Source organism: Winogradskyella damuponensis, assembly GCF_039538385.1.
GTDB lineage: Bacteria > Bacteroidota > Bacteroidia > Flavobacteriales > Flavobacteriaceae > Winogradskyella > Winogradskyella damuponensis.
This window is the reverse complement of the sequence record NZ_BAABCB010000015.1, coordinates 13046-37959: the sequence shown is the minus strand read 5'-3', so window position 1 is coordinate 37959 and position 24914 is coordinate 13046. Positions and strand designations below refer to the sequence as shown.

The window sequence follows — 24914 nt, the reverse complement described above, 5'->3', positions numbered from 1 at the left end:
ATCACAGAATGAAAACAAAACTATTAATTGGTTTAATTAGTATGGGACTTATTATAAGTAGTTGTGCTACTTATAATTCCCACAATGTTAATGTTAGCGCTAAAGAGCTTAAACAAATAGATAAGAATACCACTAATGTTTTTTTAATAGGAGATGTAGGAAAGCCTGAAGAGGATGGCACAGCTCCAAAAACATTATTAAAACTACAACATCAATTTGCTAAAGCAGACAAAGATGATTTCCTATTATTTCTTGGAGATAACATCTATCCTCGCGGTATACCTTTAAAAAATGACAAAGCCATTAAAGCGGCAGAACACGCATTAAAACTTCAATTAGACGTTGCCAAAACATTTCCTGGAAATGTTTATTTTATTCCAGGAAATCATGATTGGTATAGTGGTTTAAAAGGTCTAAAAGCACAAGAAAAAATGGTTGAAGATGCCTTAGGAAAAAACACCTTTCAACCAGAAAACGGCTGTCCAATTGAGAAAATTAAAATTAGCGATGATATTGTTATGCTAATTGTAGATTCGCATTGGTACATTACCAATTGGAATAATCATCCCACAATTAATGATGATTGTGACATAAAAACTAGAGCCGATTTTTTAGATGAATTTAGAAGTGAAATAAAAAAAGCAAGAGGAAAAATTACCTTAGTTGCCATACATCATCCTATGTATAGTAACGGACCACATAATGGCCGTTATGGTGTAAAAGAAAACATGAAACCTATACCTGTACTTGGCACCTTAAAAAATATTTTAAGAACCTCTACTGGTATTGTAAATGCAGATTTGTCTAATCCATTTTACAATGAATTAAGAAAAAACCTTATTGCTGTGGCCCAACAAAACGAGAATGTTATTTTTCTATCAGGACATGAGCATAATTTACAATACTTAGAGTTTGATAATGTAGCTCAAATCATCAGTGGCTCTGGTTCTAAAACTACACCTGTAAGAATGCGTAATCCTAATAATTATGGCCATGCTATTCCTGGCTATGCGCTACTTAACATAGGAAACAATAAGGCTGTAGATGTACAATTTTTTAATTCAAATTCTGAAGAAGTCGAATTTTTCAAACAAATAAAACAGCCAGAACAAGTTTCTGAAACAGAATATGCTAAAATAATTACAGATTCTATAAGTGCATCAATCTACTCAAAAGAAGACACTAATAAATCTGGCTTTTATAAGTTCTTATGGGGAAACAGATACAGAGACGACTATAGTACAAACGTTAAAGCAAAGGTTGTTAACCTAGATACCTTAATGGGTGGCTTAACACCTTTTAGAAAAGGAGGAGGTACACAATCTAAGACGCTTCACTTAAAAGCTTCAGATGGGAAACGCTATGTTATGCGTGCTATGAAAAAGCAAGCAGATCAATTTATGCAAGCCGCTATTTTTAAAGACCAGTATGTCGAAGGACAATTTACTAATACAGCTTCAGAACATTTATTAGAAGATATTTTTTCTGGCGCCTATCCGTATGCACCTTTTGTTATAGGAACCTTATCTGATGCAATAAACCTATCTCATTTAAATCCTAACTTATATTATGTGCCCAAACAAAATGCCTTAGGCTTATATAATAAAGATTTTGGTAATGAACTATACCTTTTTGAAGAACACCCTTCTGATGGTCATGTTGAGTTAGCAACTGGGAATTTTACAGGGGAGATTGTAAGCACAGTAGATATGTTAAAAGACGTATTAAGTGACGAATCTAAAATTATAGATGAAAAAGAATTTATTAAAGCGCGATTGTTTGATATGCTAATTGGAGATGCAGATAGGCATCAAGACCAATGGCGTTGGTTGGTATTTGAAAACAAAGGAAAAACAATTTACAAACCCTTACCAAGAGATAGAGATCTTGCCTTTTCTAAAATGTCTGATGGTTTTTTGTTTGGAACAGGTGTAAAGCTGATTCCTGCAGCAAGAAAATTTAGAAAATATGAAGCCGATTTAAAAGATGTTAAAGGGTTTAATGTCTCTGGATTTCCATTAGATGTTGCATTTATTACAGATTCTAACAAATTGGCTTGGGATGAACAAGTACAATTTATTCAATCTCAAATAACAGATGCTGTTATAGACAAAGCGTTTAACAATATTCCAAAAGAAGTAAATCCGCAATCTATTATAGAAATTAAAAAGCTTCTAAAAGAAAGACGAACGCACCTTCAACAAATTTCAGATAGATATGTAAAATTAATAAGTAAACATGCAATTCTAACAGGAACGAATAAAGACGACTACATTCATGTTAAAGCTTTAGAAAATGATGACGTAGAAGTATCCATATACCGTAAAAAAGATGATACTATTAAGGATCGTTTTCATCATAAAATCTATCACCCCAAAACAACTAAAGAAATATGGATTTATGGTTTAGATGATGATGATAGCTTTGTGGTTGAAGGAAAAATTTCTAAAATCAAAGTGCGTTTTATTGGTGGACAAAACAATGATGATTATAAGGTCGCATCTGGCAAAAACGTTATTATCTACGATTACAAATCGAAGAAAAACGATTTATCACAGGCTAAAAAAGCTAGAATTAAATTAACAGACGACTATAACACAAACGTCTATGATTATAGAAAAATAAAGAATAATGTCAATCAAATCATTCCTACTCTAGGTGCCAACCCAGACGATGGTTTAAAATTAGGTTTTACAAACACCTATACGGTTTATGGCTTTGAACGCAACCCATTTACATCTCAACATGAAGTAAAAGCGGCTTATTATTTTGCAACCGATGGTTATGAATTAAACTATAAAGGTGAGTTTGCAAATATTATTGGAAGCTTAAATTTTGGATTTCAAGCGCATTTTCAAAGTCCTAATTACAGTGTCAATTTCTTTGGTTATGGTAATGAAACTGAAAATAATGATGACGACTTTGGTTTAGATTATAACCGCGTAAAAACTAGAATTTTTCGTTTAAGTCCTCAACTGGTCTGGAATTCTAAACGCGGAAGTCTTATCCATTTTGGTGTTAGTTATGAAGTCAATGAAATTCACAATAGTGATAATCGTTTTGTATCAGACTATAGTTTATTACCAAATAATGTGTTTGATGAAGAGCATTTTGGTGGTATAAATGCAACGTATAACTACTCTAACTACGATAATAATGCCTACCCAACCAATGGAATGAATTTCTCAATTGTAACAGGTTATAAAGACAATTTAGAAGTCAGCAATCGTGATTTCGGATATCTGATTACTGATATTGGCTTTGCAAGAAAACTAAATCCTTCAGGGCGATTAGTACTGGCTACTAAATTAAAAAGTCATGTAAATTTTGGCGATGGTTTTGAATTCTATCAAGCAGCTTCAATAGGAGGTATTGATGGTTTAAGAGGCTACAGAAACCAACGTTTTACAGGAAAAAGTGCCTTTTATCAAAATACCGATTTGAGGTATAGTTTTAACCGCATGAAAACAAGATTAATTCCAATAAAATTAGGGATCTATGGCGGCTTTGATTATGGGCGTGTTTGGATTGAAAATGAAACCTCAGAAAAATGGCATAATGCGTATGGTGGAGGATTTTTTATTAATGCTGTAGATTTATTGTCTGCTAATTTGGGTGTATTTAATTCTTCTGATGGTGTTAGAGTAGCCTTTGGAATGGGCTTTGATTTTTAAAAGACACCAATGTGTTACAATTTTTTAATAGGAAGTAAATTGCTATAATAGTAGTAACTTTTAGTTTCTACTATTTGTGATAACTAATTATTAATGGGTTATCATTAATCGTAATACCATTACTTAAAGGTTACAAGGATATCTGCCACCTTTTGTAAATCAGACTCATTGATTTCTGTTTGCAGTGCTAATGGAAATAATTGTTGACCAGGTCTAGCGACAAATGCAGCTCTCCAGCCAGCCCAAAGCGCTCCTGCAACATCCCAACCATGTGCCGCAATAAGCATACACGCTTCTGGTTTCACACCCATTTTACGAGCTCCCCAATTATAGACATCTGTAAATGGTTTAAATTTCCCAATACCTTCTACACTTAAACATTCATCAAAATAGTCTGTTAGTCCTGCACTTTCAAATTGTTTTTTTACACCTTCATTAGATGAATTAGTAAACGATACCAATTTGTAACCGTCTTTTTTTAGTTGAGCCAATGCGGCTTTAACTTCTGGATGTGCTGGCAGTCCTCTTAAAGCATTAATAACGACATTTCTAGCCTCTTCTTCTGACATCGAAATACCATTATTTGCAGCAACCATTTGTAAGGCTGCTGCACCTATATGACCAAAATGTTCGTATTGTCCACTAGCAGTAGTTACTAATGAGTATTGTAACATCGTAGTAAACCATAGTGATAATAATTCTTCTCTACCATTTAGGGCTTCACCAACTTGCTTTTTCATTTTAGTGAGATCTAAAAGCGTTTCGTTAACATCAAAAAATAATACTTTTGGTCTTGTTTCCTTCGTCATAGTTGTTGTTTATGTCCTAGTCTTTTAATGGATATATATCTAATTACTCTGCTGCAATTAATTCAGAAAGCACTTGTTTAAAAGTATCTACAGGTTGCGCTCCAGTAACGGCACTTTTTCTATTAAATACAATTGTAGGCACAGAGTTTACTCCTAAACTTTTCCAATAATTCTGTTTGTTTCTAATGTCTAAACGCGCCTCTTCATTATCTAATTTTGCTAAAGCGTCTTCTGCATTTAAACCCACTTCTAAAAGCGCTTCTTTTAAGATTTCTTTTTTAGAAACATCTTTACGGTCACTAAAAAATGCTTTTGTTAGCTGCATTTTTAATTCGGTTTGCTTGTTAAAGTCTTTGGCATATTCTAATAAAATATGAGCATCAAAGGTGTTTACCATGCGCATGTCATCAAAATAATCGAATTTAAAACCCAACTCATCACCTGCAGCTTTCATATGCTGTTGTGATGCTTTTTGTTGTTCTAAAGTAGCGCCGTATTTTTCTGTAATATGCTCTATTACATTCTGACCTTCGGCTGGCATATTCGGATTCAATTCAAAGGGTTGCCATTCTATGTCTATTTGATTTTCTATTCCTAATTCTGAAATCGCTTTTTCTAGACGTTTATAACCAATGGTACACCATGGACACACGACATCTGAAACGATATCTATTTTTAATTTCTCTTTCATATTAAAAGGGGATTAATTCACTAATTTGAAGTTCTGCTTGTACATTACTGTAGTTTTTTACATCGGCAGCAAAAGTCGCTGCATGAGGACCAAAAGCCTCTTGAAAGGAAGCAATATCATCAAATAATAGATGTGCAATAGCTACATAAGGAGCAGATTCACCTGGAACTCTACTTGCTATACCTAAATCTAATTCTAATCGTTTTAAAGCATTCCCTACTAATTTTGTTACCATTGGTAAGTGTTTCTTTTGGTAATAATCTGCATCAAACTGAACATTTTCGCTGTTTGGGTACATTACAGAAACTTTTATCATAATTGTATTTTTTAAAGATTAATAAACCTTCCGAATACACGGAAGGTTTATAGCTATCAATCAATCTGTGGCTTTAGGGTTTAGGATACCACATTGTCTTTAGACCACTCAAACTTTTTAAAACCAGCATCTACAGGTGTATTTGCAATATGGTTTACATAATTACTTATTGTTTTTTGAGATAATCCTAAAATAATTTCTAATACTTGTGCTTCACCATAACCAGCAGCATAAAAAGCATCTAAATCTGCTTGCGTTACATGCCCGCGATTTCTAACAATGGTTAATGTCATTGTTCTTAAGGCTTCCAATTTTTCGTTTTCTAAAGGAGTTTCGTTACGTAAAGCCTCGGTAATGGCATCGTCGACTTTCATCATTTTTGCGATTCCTGTATGTGCAGGAACACAGTAATGACAAGCGTGTTCTACATTAATTGTTTGCCACACGACTGTTAACTCCGCTTCATTAAAAGAAGTTTCCGTAAATAACTGGTGTAAGTTTTGGTAAGCTTCTAAAATTTTTGGAGCGCCGGCTAAAACACCATGTAAACCAGGAATCATTCCGTAGGCTTTTTGAGAGTTTTCTAATAGTCCTTTACTTCCTTCTGGAGCTGTTTCAATATTGTGAACTTTTAATGTTGTCATAATTTTTCTTTTTTCAGTTTATTATTAATTTTATCTAAACGTACGTTTAGTTATTTTTCAAAAAAAATGTTTATATATTTTTGAAGGTCATTTCAATATAATCTTCAATTTCTGCTTTAGTGTTAACTCTTGCTGCAGCTGCTAAACCATGCTTTGCTAACAATAAATAGTTGGCTTGTTTTTTTATTGTTTCTTCATCTTTTGAAGCATCCATTTGTAACTTTTCTGTAATTAGAGCTTTTAAATTATCCATAAAAAAATGCATCTGTTCTTGAATTAATTCATCATCTTTTTCTGAAAACTCATTATACGTATTTGTTACTAAACAACCTTTTAAGTTGTCGTCTTTAAAATTAGAACTTACAGAATCGTAAAAAAACTGTTTAATGTCTTCTACTCCATTAGTTCCTTTTTTTAATTTATCTAGAATAGCATGTACTTTTGATTTGTAATGCTTTAGACTTTCAAGAAATAAGCCTTGTTTACTACCAAAACTAGCATATATAGAAAATTTATTAATGCCCATTTCTTTTTCGAGCATTTGCATAGAAGTGGTTTCATAACCATTTTTCCAGAAAAGCCGCATTGCTTTTTCTAGGACTTCTGTTTCATTATATTGTTTTTTTCTAGCCACTAATTCTAATTACACTACAAAACTAAACAATCGGTTAGTTATAAAAAAGGTTTTAACACTAGTTTATGTATTTGAAACCATCAATACAGTATTACCTTTTCAACACCTGCTGCTTTAAACACTACTATTCAAACAGATATACAAACCAAACTACCAACTACAACACACATTGTTTAAAAATCTCTTCTAAGGTTTTATTTGGGTCGCCACATAAACCTGGATGCGTTTTAGAGCTTTGGATAATGGTACTTCGGCAAGCGGTTAACCATCTAAACCTATCTGACAACTCCATTTTTCCAATTCTTCCACCTTGAGGCTCACCTTTACATACCTGTTGCCAAGCATCTAAATAGTTTTCTAGCATTTGAACCTCAATGTCAGTTGAAAACGCCTTCAATTTATCTTGATTGATGTGATATTTTATTCCTAGGAATTTTTTTTGTTTAGAGAATAGAATGACTCCTACATTAAAGAATTCTTCACGTTCTACTTTAGGAACAAACCTAATTATGGCATATTCAAATGTATATCTATCTTGCATCTTCGGCTTCTTTAACTAATACATCAATTTTTGCAAATCTTGTATTTATAAACTTAATATATGCATCTCTCATTTCTGTTGCTGTCATCGTATCTGCTTCACTTAACAACCAATCTTCTGGTATATTTGAAACAATTTCAGCTATTTTATCACGATTGAGCAATTGTTGGATTTCTTTTGAAGCTTCATTTAATTTAGTGGCGTTTTGTAAAAGCACATGATCTTTTACAAGTGGAAACGTTCTGGTAAGATGATTCTCCCAATTTTTCCAATCGTGATGAAAGTAAAAACTCGCACCATTATCTATAATCCAAAGTTCTTTGTGCCAATGCAGTAAATTTGTGTTTTTAGCGGTTCTATCAATATTACTAATTATGCTATCTAATAGTACCACTTTTGATGCTGTTAATGCATCTACTGTACTAACTAATGGATCATAAGTAATAGCTTCAGATAAAAAATGTAATCCAAGATTTAAACCAACACTAAACTTAAGTAAGTCTTGAATTTCTTCATCTGGTTCTGTTTTACTAAACGAATCATCAAGATTCATAAACACCAATTCTGGTACTTTTAAATTAATTGCACGTGCAATTTCACCTCCAATAAACTCTGCGATTAATGCTTTTTTACCTTGTCCTGCACCTCTAAACTTAAGCACATACAAAAAACCATCATCTGCCTTAACTATAGCAGGAAGTGAACCACCTTCTCGCAAAGGCTGTACATATTGAGTAACATTTACTGTACGGATATCGATTTTACTCATAATTACTAATAATGTAATGCACTAAATTAAATATGATACATATCTAAATTTAATAAGATTATATACGGAATGACTCTTAACGTTTATTAAAATGACTAACTTATTAAGTTAAAGGAAATTTTAATTCCCTGAATAATCATACCTGTTCCAATAATTGCAATAATTAATCCCATTATTTTTCCAATCACAGAAATTACATTATTACCAACTATTCTCACGATTAAATCACTTAGCCTAAAGGTAAAATAAGTTAACAAACTCATTGATCCAAATATAAGAATTACTAACATGATATGTATTGTTTCAACATTAGCTACAAAGTTCATCGCTGTAACAATGGTTCCTGGTCCGGCTAAAATTGGAATAGCTAAAGGTGAAACAGCAATATCTTCATCAATATTTACATTGTCAATACTTTTAACATTAGACCTTTTAGATTGTAGCATATCAAAACCAATAAAAAAGATTAAAATACCACCTGTAATCTTAAATGCAGGAATGCTGATATTAAATAATTCAAAAATATATTTCCCTAAAAGAACAAATACGGTTACAATTACAAATGCAATAATATTTGATCGTTTATTTATATCTCTTTTTGTTTTTGCATCTGCTCCTTGGGTTAAGGATAAGAAAACAGTCATATTTGATATCGGATTCGTTATGGCAAAAAAGGCCGTAAAGACCGTTATTGAAAATGTAATTAAATTATCCATAGGTACATAAAATTGAATCTTGAAAGAAATTGAATTAGTTCTATTTTACCAAAGATTTTTATTTGTTTTTTTTTATGAAATCGATTCTGACAATAAAAAAACCTGTAAAGAGAACTTTACAGGTTTTTCATTTCTATAGTAACTAGTTCTATTTAATCTCTACTAACTCTAAATCAAAAACTAATTCTTGACCAGCTAATGGATGATTTCCATCTAAAATAACATGATCTTCATTTACCTCAACTATTCTAAATTGGTGCTCATTTCCTTGTGCATCTCTAGATGCTAATCCTAAACCAACTGCAGGCTCCATTTCTGGTGGCAATTGTGTTTTTTCGACTTTATGAAATAATTCTTTAATGATATCTCCATAAGCTTCTGCTACTGGAATATCAACCGTTTTTTTGTCATTCACCTTCATATCGATAACTGCTTTTTCAAAACCAGGAATCAACATACCTTGTCCTAATGTGAATTCTAATGGCTCACGCTCTAAAGAACTATCGAATATTTGTCCGCTTTTTAATTTTCCTGTGTAATGAACTTTTACAGTATCATTTTCTTTTACTTGACTCATAAATTTTAATTTCATATTAAATAAGATGCAAAACTATTATTTATAATAGAGAATAAAGAATGATACTTAAGGTTTTGTATGGTTTTTAAGAAAAACTTAACGTGACCATTGAAAACCTACGAGAATTAACCATTTACCTTGAACTCACATCGAAGCTAATTAATTAACCATTCCTCTGTAATAATCTAGAACTTTTACACGTAACAAGTATTCATATTTTGCATTGGCGAGGTTCACTTTGGCATTATCTAAATTATTCTTACTGGTAATATAATTTAAGAAATTAGACACTCCATTTTTAAATCGGATATCATTAATACGATAAGACTCTTGGTAAGCCTCCACTTGTTTTTCTAAACTTTGATGACGGTTATAAGCGGCTTCCATATCAAAATAAACCTGAGCAATGGCATTTTTTATATCTACATGTGTACGCTCTAATTCTAGGATGGACTCCTCTACTCTAATTTTTTCTAAAGCCACATTGTTTTTTGCTCTAAACCCATTAAACAATGGTACATTAACAGCAACACCAACCACAGTATTTAAGTTATTATCTAATTGATCTTTGTAACTTATAGCTTTTGATGTAAAGTTGGTTTGCTCTGTCATAATTGGTAAGTCTTGACCATCAACCGTAACGAAATCACCAGTTTCCACAACGTTTGTCCCTGTTGCGGTAAACAGTTCTGCGACACTAGAGTAATTGGTATTGACACCACCAAAAAGCGAAATTTCTGGTGTGAATTGAGACTTTGCAACACTGACACCTTTTTTAGCAGCTTCAATACGTAATTCCTTAGCTTTAAATGTGGCTAAATTTTGAATAGCCTCTTCAAAAACAGCATCCGAACTTAAATTGTATTTTTCAAAATCTAGGATTAATCCATCTGTCGCTAGATTGACGTTTTCTTTTAAATTCATTAATTGTGCTAAGTTCAGTTTGGCATTATTTAAGCTACTTTCAGAAGACAAAACACTAGTTTCATCGCTTGCCACTTGTCCTAAAATATCTGCATAATCTGCTGGATTTCCAGATTCGTTGTCATAAAAATCTTGTTGAATTTTAAGTTGTTGTTTGGTTGTTTCTAGTCGTGCTTTAGTTAATTCTAAAACATCTCTAGCATTTAAAACTTGAAGATATGCTAAGGTTACATTTAATATTAAATCTTGTTGCGCGGCTTCAATTTCTAACTCAGACGCCTTTTTATTCAATCGCTCTTGTTTGGCCGAATTTAATAATCGAAAGCCATTAAAGATTGTCATATCTAAACTCAATCCTAAGTTTGAAAAGGTTAATTCTTGATTGATATAAGCGTTGGTAAATGGATCGATACTTCTTCCATCATTAACACCCAAACTAAAGTTTCCATTAAGACTTGGCAGCAAATTAGCTTTAGACTGCTGATAATTTACTTTTGCTGAATTGGCTTGTAAATTGGTTGATTTTAAATCGAGATTATGCTCTAAAGCGACTGCAATGCATTCGTCTAAAGTATAACTTTTGTTCGGTTTATTTTGAGCAAAACCAGCCCAGCTCATCAGTACAATGATGATTAGTATTACAAGTTTATGTATCATGATTTGTTTCTTTTAGAACACCCCTAAAGTCCCCTCAAGGGGACAATTTTAAGATGTTATTATATACCTATACTATTTTTCCGTCCAAAAGATTAATAATTCGAGAGCCATAAGCGGCATTACTTTCTGAATGTGTAGCTTGAATTATGGTCACACCTTCTTTATTTAACTGTGCAAAGAGTTCCATAATTTCTTCGCTTTGTTTTGAGTTTAGATTCCCTGTGGGTTCATCCGCTAAAATTAATTTAGGTGTTCCTATTAATGCTCTCGCAATACCCACTAATTGCTGTTGCCCTCCACTTAATTGCATAGGGAATAAATCTTTTTTACCAACAATATTAAAACGATCTAACATATCAGCTACCATGGCTTTGCGTTCAGAAGATTTTACATTTTTATAAAGCAAAGGGGTTTCAATATTTTCGTAAACGGTGAGTTCATCAATAAGATGATACGCTTGAAATACAAATCCGATGTATTCTTTATACAATTTGGATCTGTTCTTTTCTTTCATGCTATGCACAGGCTCTCCTAAAAACGTATAGCCTCCATCTGTAAAATGATCTAACATGCCAATGCAATTCAACAAGGTTGATTTCCCAGAACCAGAAGGTCCCATTAGTGATATGAATTCTCCCTCCTTTACATTCAAATTGATATTATCTAATAATGAGACCTTATTACTACCTGAGTTTACCGTTCTAGTGGCTTCGTTTAGACTTAATAATGTGTTTTTCATTTTTATTGATGTGTTAACTATTGTATTCTTTGTTTTTTTATTATAATTCTCTCTAAAAAAAACACCCCTAAAATCCCCTCAAGGGGACAATCTAACTAAGACTATTCTAGGAAAATCTTATAGTGTTTCTAATTTAATCAATCCGTCTAATTTCTGAATCTCCAAAACTCAGTCCTTTATTGACCTCAGCATCGCCTTTATATCGTAATGTCGCTTCTCCATAGGCTGTAAATTTGATACTTTTTGAAGCTTGAATTTTAAACACCGCTTCTCCATAAGCTTTAAGTTTCGACGATTTATTATCCACATCTACTAGGTTAAGGATTCCTGCTCCATAGGCTGTAATATTCTGCTTAACTGTAGCTCCTTTTTTAATTATCAATTCACTTTCTCCGTAAATATCTACGTTAAATGTGTCGAAATCCACATGATTAAAAGTTACTTGAGATTCACCATAAAGATTAAGTGTAAACTTTTTTTCATCTATTAAACTCTTACACAGTGTGCGTTGTTCTCCTCTTAAAGACAATGCATTAATATTTTTGTAGGTAACTAGAATAGTTAGCACTTTTCCTTTATAGATTGGCACTTTCATCTTCATACCATCTTTTGTAATACTTTCGTTTTTAGTAGTTTCTTTCGCATCATCTAAGTACACGCGAAGTGTTCCCCCTTTAACTTCAATGTTTATTTTGTCTTTTGGTTCTGAGCTCTCTAATATGGTAACAGATTCTTCATCTCCTTGAATAAATGTGGTTTCAATATGTGGACTTATAATAACCTTATTAAAAGATTCAACAGGCTTCTTTGTTTGCGCTAGTGCAATTTGGCTCATACAAACCAATAGTAGGACTAAGCTATATTTTAAATTTTTCATGATATTGTTTTTTCTATATTGATGAATTTGGTACAATTAATATTATTCCGTTTTTAAACTATCCACAGGATTTGCTAATGCTGCCTTAATTGCCTGAAAGCTTACCGTTACCATCGCAATTACAATAGCTACGGCACCAGCTATGACAAAAATCCACCAATTGATTTCTATACGATATGCATAATTTCCTAGCCAATTATCCATAACATACCAAGCCATAGGAATGGCAATTACAATGGCAAGACCAACGAGTTTTAAAAAGTCTTTAGATAATAATTTCACGATGCCTGCAACACTTGCTCCTAAAACTTTACGAACTCCAATTTCTTTACTGCGCTGCTCTGCGGTATAAGCCGCCAATCCAAAAAGTCCCAAACACGAAATAAGAATGGCTAATAAAGCAAAGAGTTGAGATAGCTTTCCAACGAGCTGTTCACTTTTAAATTTGGCATTAAAAGCATCATCTACAAAGCTGTATTCAAAAGGAAACGCTGGATTGTGTTTTTTCATTACCGCTTCAATTTTAGACAACACATCGCTAGTTCCTATTTTAGGATTTGTTTTTAAATACATATAACTCGCTTCACCATGATAGTTAAAAAACATCACAGGGTCACTTTGTCCATACATGTCATCAAATAGGTAATCTTTTACAACGCCAACAACTGTATACACATCTCCTCGATCTATCTTTTTACCAATTGCACTGCCTTGTCCCATCAGTTTAGCAAACGATTCTGTAATTAAAACACTCGCACTGTCTTTTGCCATATTTTCATAAAATCCACGACCTTCAACGATTTCCATACCTGCAGTTTCCAAGAAATCGGAACTGACATATCTAAAGAAAATCAATACATCTTCAGTATTTGTGCCTCCTGTCCACGTTAAGTTAGAACCATTATTACCTCCATTTAGAATCCCAGAATTATTTAAACCAACGCTTGAAACCGCTCCTGTATGTATTAAATCTTGTTTGATGACATCAAATTTTTCAATCATCGTCCCATTGACATTCAATGAAATCAATTGGTCTTTATCAAAACCTAAGTCTCTATTTTTTATATGCTGAAGTTGTTGATACACGAGAATCGTACAAATGATAAAAACGATTGAAATTGTAAACTGCCCAACAACGAGCCCTTTCCGGATATAATTTGCAGAACCTTGTGTAACTTTTAATCCTTTTAAAACCTCAACAGGCTTAAATGAGGATAGATAAAAAGCCGGATATAATCCTGCGAAGATGCCACACACCAATGTAATTCCTAATAAAAAGACCATATGTAACGGCTTAGCCAATCCTAAAACTAAATCTTTCTCTATGAGTAAATTGAATTGTGGCAATAAAATAAAGAGCAATAATACACTCACTATAGTTGCCATAAACGCGAGAATTAAAGCTTCTGAAATAAATTGAAAAATTAATCGTGTGCGACCAGAGCCCATGGCTTTTCTAACTCCAACTTCGTTGGCACGTTTTTCACTTCGTGCTGTAGATAAATTCATAAAATTGATACAGGCAATGAGTAAAATGATTAAGGCGATGACAGTAAATAGTCTTACGGAATCTATGCGTCCACCAACTTGCTTTCCATTTTCAAAATGATCTCGCAAGTGCCAATCTTTTATGGAATGTAAAAATGCTTTTGAATCACTATCTCCTGTTTTTTTCTCTAATAAATGTCTTACTTGTACATCAACAGTATTAAAATCAGCTTCTGGTGATAATTCGACAAAGGTATCTGCGAAAAAACTACCATAGCCATTGGTCCATTCTTTATCTCCACTCCATCGTTCAAATGGTGCAATCCAGTTGATAGGAAACGTCACGTTTTTCGGCAAATTCTCAATCACTCCAGTAATGAGGTATTGATCTTTATTATCTATAGTTAAGACTTTGCCTAATACTTTGATGTTTTCGCCATAAAGCTGTTCTGCGGTTTCTTTAGTAATAACGATAGCTTCCGGATTCTTAAAGGCGTCTTTAGCATTTCCTTCTACAAACTTTAAACTAAAAATTTCAATAAAATCTTCATCTACAAAACGTCCACCGCTATTAATGGCATTGTCATTAACCGCAAATAAAAAGTCTCTATGCTTGGTACGCGATGCCTTAACAATTCCCGGAATTTCAGTTTTCATAGCTTCCGCAAATGGTCCTGGTGTAGAATTGAACGTTCGCCATTCTCCATCATATTCTTGATGCGTTGGCACGTAATACACTTGATCTTGTTTATCAAATTCCGAATTAAAACTCAACTCATCTTCAACCCATAGAAAGATTAAACTGGCACACGTAATTCCTATGGCTAATCCGAAAATATTCAGAAAGCTATACCCTTTATTTTTACGTAACGTCCGGAATGCTATTTTTATATAATTTAAAATCATACTATTTTTCAACTGAATTAATTATTGCTACTCACTATATAGTGAAGATGATGCCAAAACTACAAAACACTAAAAATCAATTAATTAATTTTTATTTTAAAATCCATAGTGTTCGATTTTGATACACTTTTTGTTCGTTAACGGACAGTTTAGAACTAAATTTAAAAACACCCCTAAAGTCCCCTCAAGGGGACAATCTCAAATTGATTTATTCTGAACGTAAAGAATCTACTGGATTAGCGTTGGCAGCCTGAAGCGTCTTTACACTAATAACTAGTAAAGCAAAGAAAATCATAGCCAATCCGCTTACCAAGAATATCCAAAAACTAATACTCGTTTTATAGGCAAAATCTTGCAACCAATTATTAATCCCATACCAAGCAATTGGTGCCGCAATTACAAAAGCAATCGCAACCAAGATTAAGAATTCTTTACATAGGATTGTGTTAATTTGAAATAATGACGCACCTAAAACCTTACGCACGCCTATTTCTTTTACACGTCGGTTTGTGGTATAAATGACAAGACCCAATAAGCCTAAACAGCTAATGAGAATAGATAAGCCCGTAGCCCAATTTAATAGTTTAGACATTTTACGTTCGCGATTATAGAAATTTTGAATGCTTTCGTCTAAAAACTCTACGCGGTAATCATCTATTTCTGTATAGACGGATTTATAAGCATTTTCAATTTTAGACAATGTTGTTTTTAAGCCTTCGGAAGATTCATTTTGCAACGCTAAATGTAGACCCTGAAATTGACTCCAATCTGTACGGTTCCAATCTCCACGAAATGCCATAGGCTTAATATTGCTTTTCAATGAACGTTGAAAAAAATCGTCCATGACACCCACAATCGGAACATTCTCTCCACCTAACAAAACGATCTTACCAACGGCTTCCTCTGGACTTTTAAATCCTAGTTTTTTTCTACAGGTTTCGTTTATGACTAACTCTTTAACCGTATCATTTCTTATACTTCTTCCGGCTAAAAGATCTAACTCAAATACTTTGGCATAATTAGTATCTCCAAAAATAAACTGCAAGTCGGTGTTAACCTCATTTTCACCATTATTATAGGAAAGAGACGTACTATTTGTGGATATCGATGCAGGAGGTGTACCACCAATACTAATTTCTTTTATTTCTGGAATGGCTCTTAATTTTTCAGCATAAAGCTCTTTTTTGGAAACTTCACGTTCACCTCTTGGACTATAAACAGAAATAATAGCATCCGTTTTAAAACCCATATCTGTAGTGAGCAGAAAATTAATTTGTTTACCGACCAATAATGTGGCAATTATGAATATCTGAGCAATGGTGAACTGAAAAATGGTTAAAAACTTTCTTAGTTTCACCTTTTTGTCGCCAACAGCTAAATGATTTTTTAATACGGAAACGGTATTAAATTTTGATAAAATTAGGGCTGGATAAAATCCTGATAAAAAGGTTACGATGACTAATAAAAGAATAACACAAACAACAATTAAAGGCGATTTAAAAAGCTCAAAATTTAGACCATCTGGCACAAAATCTGAAAACACATTTATTAACCATTTAGAAAGTAAAACAGACAATAGAGCAGATATAAGCACCAATAAAAAGGTCTCTCCCATAAACTGACTAATCAATTGCTTCCTAGAACTCCCTAAGGTTTTACGAATACCAATCTCTTTGGCGCGTTGAGATGCTTGTGCTGTATTGAGGTTAATAAAATTGATACAGCCTAACAATAACAAGAATACAGCCACTAAAGCTAAGTTTGTCAGAAGTGATTTATTGGCTTGCCCTTTTGTCCAATCATAGATGCCATATTTTTCATTAAAATGAATATCTGATAGCGGTTGTAATCCAAACTTTTGCTCATCACCATATTTTTTTGAATCTTCATCTTGGTGCTCTGCAGCTAAATTATCAAGACGATTTTGTATGGCTGATACATCGGCATTAGAAGCTACTTTTACAAAGAGTTGTGAAGCATCATTTGTATTATTCCAATTTAAATTGAGGAAATTTTCTCGTAATCGGGTTTGCAAAAGAAGAGGTTTTGCTATAAATTCTTCGAACACAAAATCGGTTCTTTCTTTAAAATTTTCAACAATACCTGTTACAGTAACATTAAGAGAATCGTTATAGACTAAGGTCTTTCCTATAATATCTGAAGGTACCGTATTTGGAAAGTAATCTGCTGCTCTATTTTCAGTTAGTATAACACTATTTGGATGTGATAAGATGTTAGTTTCATCTCCTGCTAAAAACGTGTAATTGAAAATCTTAAAATAATTAGCATCTGTAAAAATGACAAAGTTTGGCCACTTAAATTCCGAACCTAATTCTCTATTTTCAACTTTAAAAGGGCGTTCTATATAAAAACTACCAACCGTTTCAAAATTGGAATCATCCTTTATTTCATCCTCTAAGGCTAAAGTGACTCCAGAAATAGAAAAGGTATCTTCTGGACTAATTAAATCGGTAACCACTCTATAAATTCGGTCACCATCTTTATGAAAGTCATCAAAGGTAGCATCATAATACACCATTAAACCAATTACAAACGACGCACTTAATCCAATGGTAAGACCTATGATATTGATTAGAGAAAACACCTTATGCTTCATAAGGTTCCTCCACGCTATTTTGAAATAATTTTTAATCATGATGTGTATGATTTAATGGATTAGTTATTCCGTTCTTAAAGATTCTACAGGATTAGATGTTGCGGCTTTTATTGTCTTTACAGCTATGGTTAGCATGGCTATTAACACGGCAATTCCACCAGCTGCAAGGAAAATCCAAATATTAAGATCAATACGATACGGATAGTTCTGTAACCATTTATTCATGGTCCACCACGCAATAGGTGTAGCCATAAGAAATGCAATAACAACTAATTTCAGAAAGTCTTTGGTAAGCAATACCGTAATTGCAGAGACACTCGCACCAACAATTTTACGTACACCAATTTCCTTTCGTCGTTGTGCCACAATAAGCAATGACATGGCAAACAAACCGATACAGCTTAAGATAATCGCTAGTATTGATCCACTACCAATCATGGTAATCATAGTGCGTTCGTTGCGTAAGGTCCGTTCTATATTTTCATTTAAAAATGAGCCTTGAAACTCCACATTAGGCTCTATGGTATTCCAAGCTGTTTTTACATCATCATAAGCCTGTTCTAAATTTTGAGATGTGACTTTAACATAGACATTTCTTAGATTCCAATTAGGAAGTGCAAATAAGGTCATAGGTGCAATATGCTGATCTAATTCCTGAAAGTTAAAATCCTCAATTACTCCAACGATATTGTATGAAGCATCATCTAGTGTGATTTGAGATGCTAAAATATCGTCTTCATTCATCTGTTTGGCCATCGCTTCATTGATAATAACCGATAGACTATCGCTCACTAAATTCTTTCGAAATGAACGGCCTTCAATAATATTCAAATCTAAAGTTTCAACATAATCGGCATCAACAACTAACATATGCGTATCCACTCCACGTCCTTTATGCTCAAAACCTAAGACACTCGTCGTTCGATTACCATCTTTACCAATACCCAAAATATTATTGGATGCTGTGATGCTCACAATATTCGGCTTATCCTGAAGCGTATTTCGAAGTAATTCTATAGCCTTTTGGTCGTTGAGTTTTCCATTAAGCGGAAAAGCAATGACCTGATCTTTATTAAACCCTAAGTCTTTAGTTCGCATAAATTCGACCTGATCCCAAAGTACAAGCGTACCACTGATCAATAAAATAGCAATCCCAAATTGTAAAACCATTAAACTGTTACGTAAACGATTTTTACCATTCACCTGTAGCTTTCCTTTTAAACTTTGTAAAGTCCCTAGACGACTCATAAGTAATGCAGGATAACCACCTGCAATTAATGTAATAAGCAAAACACTAAAAATTAGCAAAATCAGTAATGATGGATTTAGTAATGTTGCCAATGAAGCTTGCGTCCTAAAGAGTGTTTGAAAATAAGGCAATAACACCACAGCTAATAAAATTCCTAAACCTATAGCCATTAAAAACACTAAAATGCTCTCTCCCCAAAACTGAAAGAAGAGCTGTTTTTTATTGGCTCCAAGTGTTTTTCGCATACCGATTTCACGCAAACGTTGTGAACTTTTGGCAATACTCATATTTATAAAATTCACACAAGCGATAAACAGAATTAAAAAAGAAATTCCCAAAACTAAATACGGCATGGTACGATTGACACTAACCACTCCTTGATTAAAATTCGCAAAGCGAACATCTGCCAACGGCAATACTTTTATTTGTCTGTAAAGGCCATCTGCATTAGGCTCAAAACCATCACGCTTGGCATTATCAATCTCATTTTTATAGTGTAATTGGGTAAAATCTGCTGTGCTTTTCTCAAATTGCTCAGGTTTTAAACCTTCAGAAAGTTGCATATACACCTCATGATTCTCCATGTCCCAACGTCCTACAGTTCTGGCATAGGCATGTTCATTTTGGCTTTTAAAATTGAGCACGATATCAAAACCTATAGAACTTGTATCGGGAAAATCTTCAATAATCGCGGTGACATTAAAAGGCACTTCTTCTTCATCTCGTAAAATAGTAACCGTTTGCCCTATAGGATTCTCATCTCCAAATATGCGTTTTGCAGCCTGCTCTGTCATTGCAACTGAAGACTCTGACGTTATTGGATTTTTCGTATCACCTTTTACAATGGGAAAACTGAACATATCAAAAAAGTCGGGATCTACATAAGCAGTCCCCATACCAAGTTGCTTGTCTTGATACGTTAATAAAACTCCAGATCCACTATAACGTGTAATTTTCTCTACTCCTGTAACCTCATCTCGAAGTGCTGCCGCAAAAGGTTCAGATTTTGAGGTATTGGCTTCAATACCGTATGGTCCACTATCTTCTGAATACACTTTATAAATCGTATCTCCATGGTCATGAAAGCGATCAAAAGACAATTGAAAAACCGCAAACATACCTAATAATAGAGCTACTCCGAATGCCACTGTAAGACCTACAACATTGAGTGCTGTGAATATTCTGTTCTTCCAGAGGTTTCTGAGTGCTATTTTGAAATAATTTTTAAACATAGTTTCTAAGAATTACTGTTCGTTTTTTGATTGATTGATTGATTGATTGATTGATTGATTGATTGATTTATTGATTTATTCTGTTCTAAGTGATTTCACAGGATTTGACGTAGCTGCTTTTACGGCTTGGAAGCTTACAGTGATTAGTGTAATGATTAATGCTCCAAAACAAGCAATCGCAAAGACATCCCAACTTACGGTTGTGCGGTAACTAAATTTCTGCAACCATTGTCCCATAATATAATAAGCTAACGGAGATGCAATTAACAATGCTATGATTACAAGCGTGATGAAATCTTTTGAAAGCAATAACCACAATTGACTGATTGATGCTCCTAATACTTTTCGGACTCCAATTTCTTTTGTGCGTTGTTCTGCAACAAACGATGCCAATCCAAAAAGTCCTAAGCAACTTATAAAAATCGCTAACACTGTAAAGACTCTTGCTAAACTGGCAACACGTTCTTCCGACTTAAACTTTGCTCCATATTCTTCATCCACAAACTGATAATCGAAAGGTGTGTTTGGGAAGTTCTTTTTAAAGACAGTTTCAATAAGCGCTAAATTTTCACTGGTGCTTTTTTCAGGATTAAGCCTTACATTATAAAACGCCGTATTATCTTCGCTATCAAAAACATACATCGCTTGTTTTACTGGACTGTAAGGCGATTGAATAATCATATCTTCAACAACGCCTACAATTTTTAAAGGTGGACTTGGATCTTCAGTATCAGAATCCCTTATATACTTCCCAATAGGATTTTTGATATTCATATATTTTACAGCGGTTTCATTAAGAAGTACCGCATTAGAGTCTGAAGCAAATGCTCTCGAAAACCCTCGCCCTTCTAGTACTTTTAAACCTAAAGTTTCAACAAATTCATAAGACACAGAAGTGTATGCTAAATCTTCTTGAAACCCCTCAGGCTTACCATCCCAAGTATAGCCAGATCGGTTGGACCACACATTAGTCATTGGTCCACTTGTACCCGTCATTTCTAAAGCACCTCCAGAAGCTATAAACTGATTCCTCATGATATCTTTTTTTCCGATAAACTCGTTACTCATTACAGGAATTTGAATCAATCCTTCTTTATTATACCCAACAGGGCGATCTTTAGAAAATTGAATTTGATTCATTACCACCAATGTTCCTATAATTAATGCTACTGAAACGGTAAACTGTGCTACAACTAAAATTTTTCGAGGTAAGGATGAATAGCGACCAGATTTAAAAGTGCCTTTTAATACCGCAACAGGATTGAAAGATGACAAATACAATGCAGGATAACTTCCTGCTAAAAATGCCGTAACAACTACAAATACCAATGCTATCAACCAGAATTGAAGACTTGTCCACGGAAAAACAATGGCTTTACTCGCTAGGTTATTAAATCCATTTAAGAATAACAACACTAAACCAAGTGCAACAATAAATGAGAGAAAAACTATTAAAAACGATTCACTTAAAAATTGAAAAATAAGCTGACTACGTTGTGAGCCAATCGATTTTCTAATACCAACTTCGGTCGCTCGTTTTTCGGAACGTGCGGTACTTAAATTCACAAAATTGATACAAGCTAATAACAGAATAAACAAACCTATAATACCAAACAACCAAACGTTTTCAATACGTCCTCCAGATTGCACACCGTTTTCAAACTCACTTCGTAAATACCAATCTTTCATTGGTAATAAAAATAGTTGCGGATTAAATTGAGCTGTTTCGGATGAGGCATTTTTCTTTACATCACTAATTTTAGAATTGACCACATCCATAGTGGTATTCGCATTGATTTGCACAAACAACTGAAAAGAATTGTTTCCCCATGATTCTTTAGACCATTCAATCCAATCTTGCGTGGTGACATAATGTTTCCATGGAATGATATATTTCATGTCGCTAAACGAATTGTTAGCTGGTATATCTTTATAAATTGCAGTGACAACTAAATCATCTTCGTTATTTACTTTTACGATTTTACCAAGTGCCGTATCATTCCCAAATAAAGCATTGGCAGCAGATTCAGAGAGCATGATTGAATACTTCTCTTTAAGGCCATCCTTAACACCTGCAATAATATCCAAGTCCAACATATCGGTTGCACCTTCTTGCATCGCGTTTCCTGTTCTGTAAATGTTGGTTTCACCAAATTTTAGGTATCGTGGTTGCTCCCAAGATGACATCACAATATGTTTAAAGTTATCGGTATAATCTTGACGCAAAGCAAACTCTAATGGTCTCGGAATTGCTGGACCTGTTCCAATGGTATTATTTATAGTCTGACTTTGAAATATTTGAGCTATAGTCTCTTTATTTTTAAAATGATTATTAAAATTTAATTCATCAGTAACCCATAAACCAATCATAATCGTCGCTGCCATGCCAACCGCTAAACCTGAAATATTGATAAATGAATACACCTTATTTTTAATAAGATTCCTAAACGCTATTTTGAAATAATTTTTTAGCATGATTTCTATAAATTACTGTTCGTTTCTTGATTGATTTGGCTTTGACACTTCAGTACATTTAAGTGATTGGTTGGTTGATGCTATACTGAAGTGCTTCCACCTGATTGATTGATTGATTGATTGATTGATGAAAGTCGATTTATGCTAATATATTTTCAGTTACTTTTTGTCCGTCTAACATTCTTATAATTCTATGACTGTATTTAGCATCATGCTCACTGTGTGTTACCATTATAATGGTTGTTCCGGCTTCATTAAGATCGATTAATAAATCCATAACCTCGTTACCATTAGTACTATCTAAATTTCCTGTTGGCTCATCGGCAAGAATTAGTTTCGGTTTGTTTACAACGGCTCTTGCGACAGCCACACGCTGTTGTTGACCACCTGAAAGTTGTTGAGGAAAATGATTACGACGATGCATAATTTGCATTTTTTCTAAAACCGCTTCCACTTGCTTTTTACGTTCTGCAGGTTTTACACCTGTGTAGATTAATGGTAATTCTACATTTTCAAAAACGGTAAGCTCATCGATAAGGTTAAAGCTCTGAAATACAAAACCGATATTATGTTTACGTAATTCTGAACGCTTACGCTCATTATAACCAGCGACTTCAGTACCATTAAACATAAAGCTGCCTCCATCTGGATCATCCAATAACCCTAAAATGTTTAATAAGGTCGATTTCCCACATCCTGAAGGCCCCATGATTGCCACAAACTCACCTTCTTTTACATTAAAAGACAGTTTATTTAAAGCGATGGTTTGCACTTCTTCTGTTTTATAAAATTTCTCTAAGTCCGTAATTTGTATCATTGTATTTGTTTTTACTATTCCTGCGAAGGCAGGAATCTTTATTATTTATCTATATTGTATTTACTTTATTAACCCCCCCCCCTCAAGTCCCCTCAAGGGTACAATCCACATAATGATTATTAGAGCAATAATGTGTTATTTTTTATCAATTTCAATTTTATATTATCTTTTATCTCTACTCTTAACTCTATTTCAAAATCAACTCTTCTGTATCACCAAAAGCATCATAACTCGATGTCACTACTTTATCACCAGGATTTAATCCCTCAAGCACTTCGTAGTATTCTGTATTCTGACTTCCTAATCTGATATTTACTTTATAGGCCGTGTTACCATCTTCACTCACTTTAAACACCCAATTACCTCCTGTTTTTTGAAAGAACCCACCTTTAGCAACTAACAGAGCTTCTTTCTCTGCACTTAACGCAACACGTATCTGTAAATTCTGCCCTCTTCTTATACCTTCTGGCACCTCTCCTTCAAATTTCATATCCACTTGAAAACGACCATTCGTTACTTGTGTAAATACTTTTTTAATGACTAACGAGTAGGTTTTATTATTCAACGTAAAAGTTCCGATTTGACCATTATAGATTCTAGAAATATAATGCTCATCGATATCAACTCTTACCTTGTAACCACTAGTGACATCAACTTGTCCTAATCGTGTTCCTTTATTTATAGATTGTCCGATTTCAGCATCAAGAGATGTTAATTGCCCATCAATTGGTGCTCTAACCACTAAATCACCTACTTTTTTTCGCATTAATTCTAAAGCACTTTGGGTTCTGGCATAAGAGTTTTTTGCTTGGCTTACTTCTAATTTAGACGAAATAGTATCTTCAGTTAAGACTTGTTTAGCCAGTTTCATACGTTCTTTTTGGTACTCATAATTATTCTGAGACGACTCGTAGTCCATTCGTCCTATGGCTCCTTTTTCATATAAGCGTTTATTCAAATTATAAACACGTTCCGCTTCAATCAGATTATTTTCAACATCAGTAAATTGATTTTGTCTGTTAATGGTATTTTGACGCGCTGCATTTTGAGAGATTTGCATTTGCGTTAACAAGTTATATACGGATGTTTCTTGGTTCACTAAACTCAATTCCAAATCAGTGTTCGATAATCTTAAAATAGGTTCGCCTTTCTTTAACATAGCTCCATCTTCAACAAACTTCTCCTCTACTCGGCCGCCTTCTAACGCATCTAAATAAATAGTGGTGATAGGCAATACAATACCATTAACAGGAATATTCTCTTGAAACACTCCTTTTGAAACGGTATTGATTGAAATGCGTTCTTTTTCAACATTCAATTTTGAACCACCTGAGGTTTGAAAAATAACATACACGATTAAAGCCACTATGGCTAAAATCCCTAAAGCTAATCCTAGTTTTTGATTTGAAAATTTCTTCTTCTGAATTGGAACGTCCATTATATCTCTTTTATTTATACAGTTTATATAGTGAAGATGATGCCAAAACCACAAAAACCTTATTTACAGCTAATTATGTTTAAATCTAAAACTAAAAGTGTCCGTTTTTGATACACTTTATGTT

Annotated in this window: 19 protein-coding genes; 1 reads left to right on the top strand and 18 read right to left on the bottom strand. The window is 33.6% G+C overall.

The window, feature by feature from the left end; genetic code table 11:
- The first annotated feature begins 8 nt into the window (after positions 1 to 8).
- Positions 9 to 3674, top strand: coding sequence for a metallophosphoesterase (locus ABD730_RS05975; protein WP_344713283.1), 3666 nt, complete (start codon positions 9 to 11; stop codon positions 3672 to 3674).
- Between the two features lie 119 nt (positions 3675 to 3793).
- Here ABD730_RS05975 and ABD730_RS05970 read toward each other — a convergent pair whose 3' ends face one another.
- The 18 genes from ABD730_RS05970 to ABD730_RS05885 form a co-directional block, all read right to left on the bottom strand.
- Positions 3794 to 4483, bottom strand: coding sequence for a haloacid dehalogenase type II (locus ABD730_RS05970; RefSeq protein WP_344713281.1), 690 nt, complete (start codon positions 4481 to 4483; stop codon positions 3794 to 3796).
- 43 nt (positions 4484 to 4526) lie between these two features.
- Complete coding sequence (locus ABD730_RS05965; protein WP_334466939.1) at positions 4527 to 5174, bottom strand: DsbA family oxidoreductase; 648 nt, start codon at positions 5172 to 5174, stop codon at positions 4527 to 4529.
- A 1-nt stretch (position 5175) separates the two neighbouring features.
- Entirely contained in the window at positions 5176 to 5490 is a 315-nt protein-coding gene (locus ABD730_RS05960) for an EthD family reductase (RefSeq protein WP_344713279.1), read from the bottom strand.
- Positions 5491 to 5570: 80 nt separating this feature from the next.
- Positions 5571 to 6134: a carboxymuconolactone decarboxylase family protein gene (locus ABD730_RS05955; RefSeq protein WP_344713278.1), complete on the bottom strand. Its 564-nt coding sequence runs from the start codon at positions 6132 to 6134 to the stop codon at positions 5571 to 5573.
- A 70-nt stretch (positions 6135 to 6204) separates the two neighbouring features.
- Positions 6205 to 6768, bottom strand: coding sequence for a TetR/AcrR family transcriptional regulator (locus ABD730_RS05950; protein WP_344713277.1), 564 nt, complete (start codon positions 6766 to 6768; stop codon positions 6205 to 6207).
- 157 nt (positions 6769 to 6925) lie between these two features.
- A complete protein-coding gene (locus ABD730_RS05945; RefSeq protein WP_334466927.1) occupies positions 6926 to 7309 on the bottom strand; it encodes a DUF3037 domain-containing protein in 384 nt (127 codons plus the stop codon).
- Positions 7299 to 8078 (bottom strand): HipA family kinase, encoded by a 780-nt coding sequence (locus tag ABD730_RS05940; RefSeq protein WP_215925505.1) that lies wholly within the window; start codon positions 8076 to 8078, stop codon positions 7299 to 7301. Before ABD730_RS05940 ends, ABD730_RS05945 begins: the two co-directional genes overlap by 11 nt.
- A gap of 95 nt (positions 8079 to 8173) precedes the next feature.
- A complete protein-coding gene (locus ABD730_RS05935; protein ID WP_334466920.1) occupies positions 8174 to 8794 on the bottom strand; it encodes a MarC family protein in 621 nt (206 codons plus the stop codon).
- A gap of 148 nt (positions 8795 to 8942) precedes the next feature.
- On the bottom strand, positions 8943 to 9371 hold the full coding sequence (locus ABD730_RS05930; RefSeq protein WP_215925507.1) for an FKBP-type peptidyl-prolyl cis-trans isomerase: 429 nt from the start codon (positions 9369 to 9371) through the stop codon (positions 8943 to 8945).
- Between the two features lie 159 nt (positions 9372 to 9530).
- Positions 9531 to 10952 (bottom strand): TolC family protein, encoded by a 1422-nt coding sequence (locus ABD730_RS05925; protein WP_344713269.1) that lies wholly within the window; start codon positions 10950 to 10952, stop codon positions 9531 to 9533.
- A 67-nt stretch (positions 10953 to 11019) separates the two neighbouring features.
- Positions 11020 to 11691: an ABC transporter ATP-binding protein gene (locus ABD730_RS05920; protein WP_344713267.1), complete on the bottom strand. Its 672-nt coding sequence runs from the start codon at positions 11689 to 11691 to the stop codon at positions 11020 to 11022.
- A gap of 133 nt (positions 11692 to 11824) precedes the next feature.
- Positions 11825 to 12568: a head GIN domain-containing protein gene (locus ABD730_RS05915; protein WP_344713265.1), complete on the bottom strand. Its 744-nt coding sequence runs from the start codon at positions 12566 to 12568 to the stop codon at positions 11825 to 11827.
- Between the two features lie 42 nt (positions 12569 to 12610).
- The gene (locus tag ABD730_RS05910; RefSeq protein ID WP_344713263.1) at positions 12611 to 14962 is read right to left on the bottom strand and encodes an ABC transporter permease; all 2352 of its coding nucleotides are present in this window, start codon (positions 14960 to 14962) and stop codon (positions 12611 to 12613) included.
- Positions 14963 to 15170: 208 nt separating this feature from the next.
- The gene (locus tag ABD730_RS05905) at positions 15171 to 17618 is read right to left on the bottom strand and encodes an ABC transporter permease (protein ID WP_344713261.1); all 2448 of its coding nucleotides are present in this window, start codon (positions 17616 to 17618) and stop codon (positions 15171 to 15173) included.
- Between the two features lie 24 nt (positions 17619 to 17642).
- Complete coding sequence (locus tag ABD730_RS05900; protein ID WP_344713259.1) at positions 17643 to 20060, bottom strand: FtsX-like permease family protein; 2418 nt, start codon at positions 20058 to 20060, stop codon at positions 17643 to 17645.
- A 75-nt stretch (positions 20061 to 20135) separates the two neighbouring features.
- Positions 20136 to 22535, bottom strand: coding sequence for an ABC transporter permease (locus ABD730_RS05895; RefSeq protein ID WP_344713257.1), 2400 nt, complete (start codon positions 22533 to 22535; stop codon positions 20136 to 20138).
- Positions 22536 to 22674: 139 nt separating this feature from the next.
- On the bottom strand, positions 22675 to 23352 hold the full coding sequence (locus ABD730_RS05890; protein ID WP_020895462.1) for an ABC transporter ATP-binding protein: 678 nt from the start codon (positions 23350 to 23352) through the stop codon (positions 22675 to 22677).
- Positions 23353 to 23539: 187 nt separating this feature from the next.
- Entirely contained in the window at positions 23540 to 24790 is a 1251-nt protein-coding gene (locus ABD730_RS05885; RefSeq protein WP_344713253.1) for an efflux RND transporter periplasmic adaptor subunit, read from the bottom strand.
- Positions 24791 to 24914 lie beyond the last annotated feature (124 nt).

What these genes read in the sequence shown, in the direction of transcription:
- ABD730_RS05910 (WP_344713263.1), bottom strand. Translation starts at nt 14,962, where the DNA reads ATGATTTTAAATTATATAAAAATAGCATTCCGGACGTTACGTAAAAAT.
- ABD730_RS05965 (WP_334466939.1), bottom strand. Translation starts at nt 5,174, where the DNA reads ATGAAAGAGAAATTAAAAATAGATATCGTTTCAGATGTCGTGTGTCCA.
- ABD730_RS05900 (WP_344713259.1), bottom strand. Translation starts at nt 20,060, where the DNA reads ATGTTTAAAAATTATTTCAAAATAGCACTCAGAAACCTCTGGAAGAAC.
- ABD730_RS05920 (WP_344713267.1), bottom strand. Translation starts at nt 11,691, where the DNA reads ATGAAAAACACATTATTAAGTCTAAACGAAGCCACTAGAACGGTAAAC.
- ABD730_RS05905 (WP_344713261.1), bottom strand. Translation starts at nt 17,618, where the DNA reads ATGATTAAAAATTATTTCAAAATAGCGTGGAGGAACCTTATGAAGCAT.
- ABD730_RS05930 (WP_215925507.1), bottom strand. Translation starts at nt 9,371, where the DNA reads ATGAGTCAAGTAAAAGAAAATGATACTGTAAAAGTTCATTACACAGGA.
- ABD730_RS05960 (WP_344713279.1), bottom strand. Translation starts at nt 5,490, where the DNA reads ATGATAAAAGTTTCTGTAATGTACCCAAACAGCGAAAATGTTCAGTTT.
- ABD730_RS05945 (WP_334466927.1), bottom strand. Translation starts at nt 7,309, where the DNA reads ATGCAAGATAGATATACATTTGAATATGCCATAATTAGGTTTGTTCCT.
- ABD730_RS05885 (WP_344713253.1), bottom strand. Translation starts at nt 24,790, where the DNA reads ATGGACGTTCCAATTCAGAAGAAGAAATTTTCAAATCAAAAACTAGGA.
- ABD730_RS05940 (WP_215925505.1), bottom strand. Translation starts at nt 8,078, where the DNA reads ATGAGTAAAATCGATATCCGTACAGTAAATGTTACTCAATATGTACAG.
- ABD730_RS05895 (WP_344713257.1), bottom strand. Translation starts at nt 22,535, where the DNA reads ATGCTAAAAAATTATTTCAAAATAGCGTTTAGGAATCTTATTAAAAAT.
- ABD730_RS05975 (WP_344713283.1), top strand. Translation starts at nt 9, where the DNA reads ATGAAAACAAAACTATTAATTGGTTTAATTAGTATGGGACTTATTATA.
- ABD730_RS05935 (WP_334466920.1), bottom strand. Translation starts at nt 8,794, where the DNA reads ATGGATAATTTAATTACATTTTCAATAACGGTCTTTACGGCCTTTTTT.
- ABD730_RS05890 (WP_020895462.1), bottom strand. Translation starts at nt 23,352, where the DNA reads ATGATACAAATTACGGACTTAGAGAAATTTTATAAAACAGAAGAAGTG.
- ABD730_RS05955 (WP_344713278.1), bottom strand. Translation starts at nt 6,134, where the DNA reads ATGACAACATTAAAAGTTCACAATATTGAAACAGCTCCAGAAGGAAGT.
- ABD730_RS05925 (WP_344713269.1), bottom strand. Translation starts at nt 10,952, where the DNA reads ATGATACATAAACTTGTAATACTAATCATCATTGTACTGATGAGCTGG.
- ABD730_RS05970 (WP_344713281.1), bottom strand. Translation starts at nt 4,483, where the DNA reads ATGACGAAGGAAACAAGACCAAAAGTATTATTTTTTGATGTTAACGAA.
- ABD730_RS05915 (WP_344713265.1), bottom strand. Translation starts at nt 12,568, where the DNA reads ATGAAAAATTTAAAATATAGCTTAGTCCTACTATTGGTTTGTATGAGC.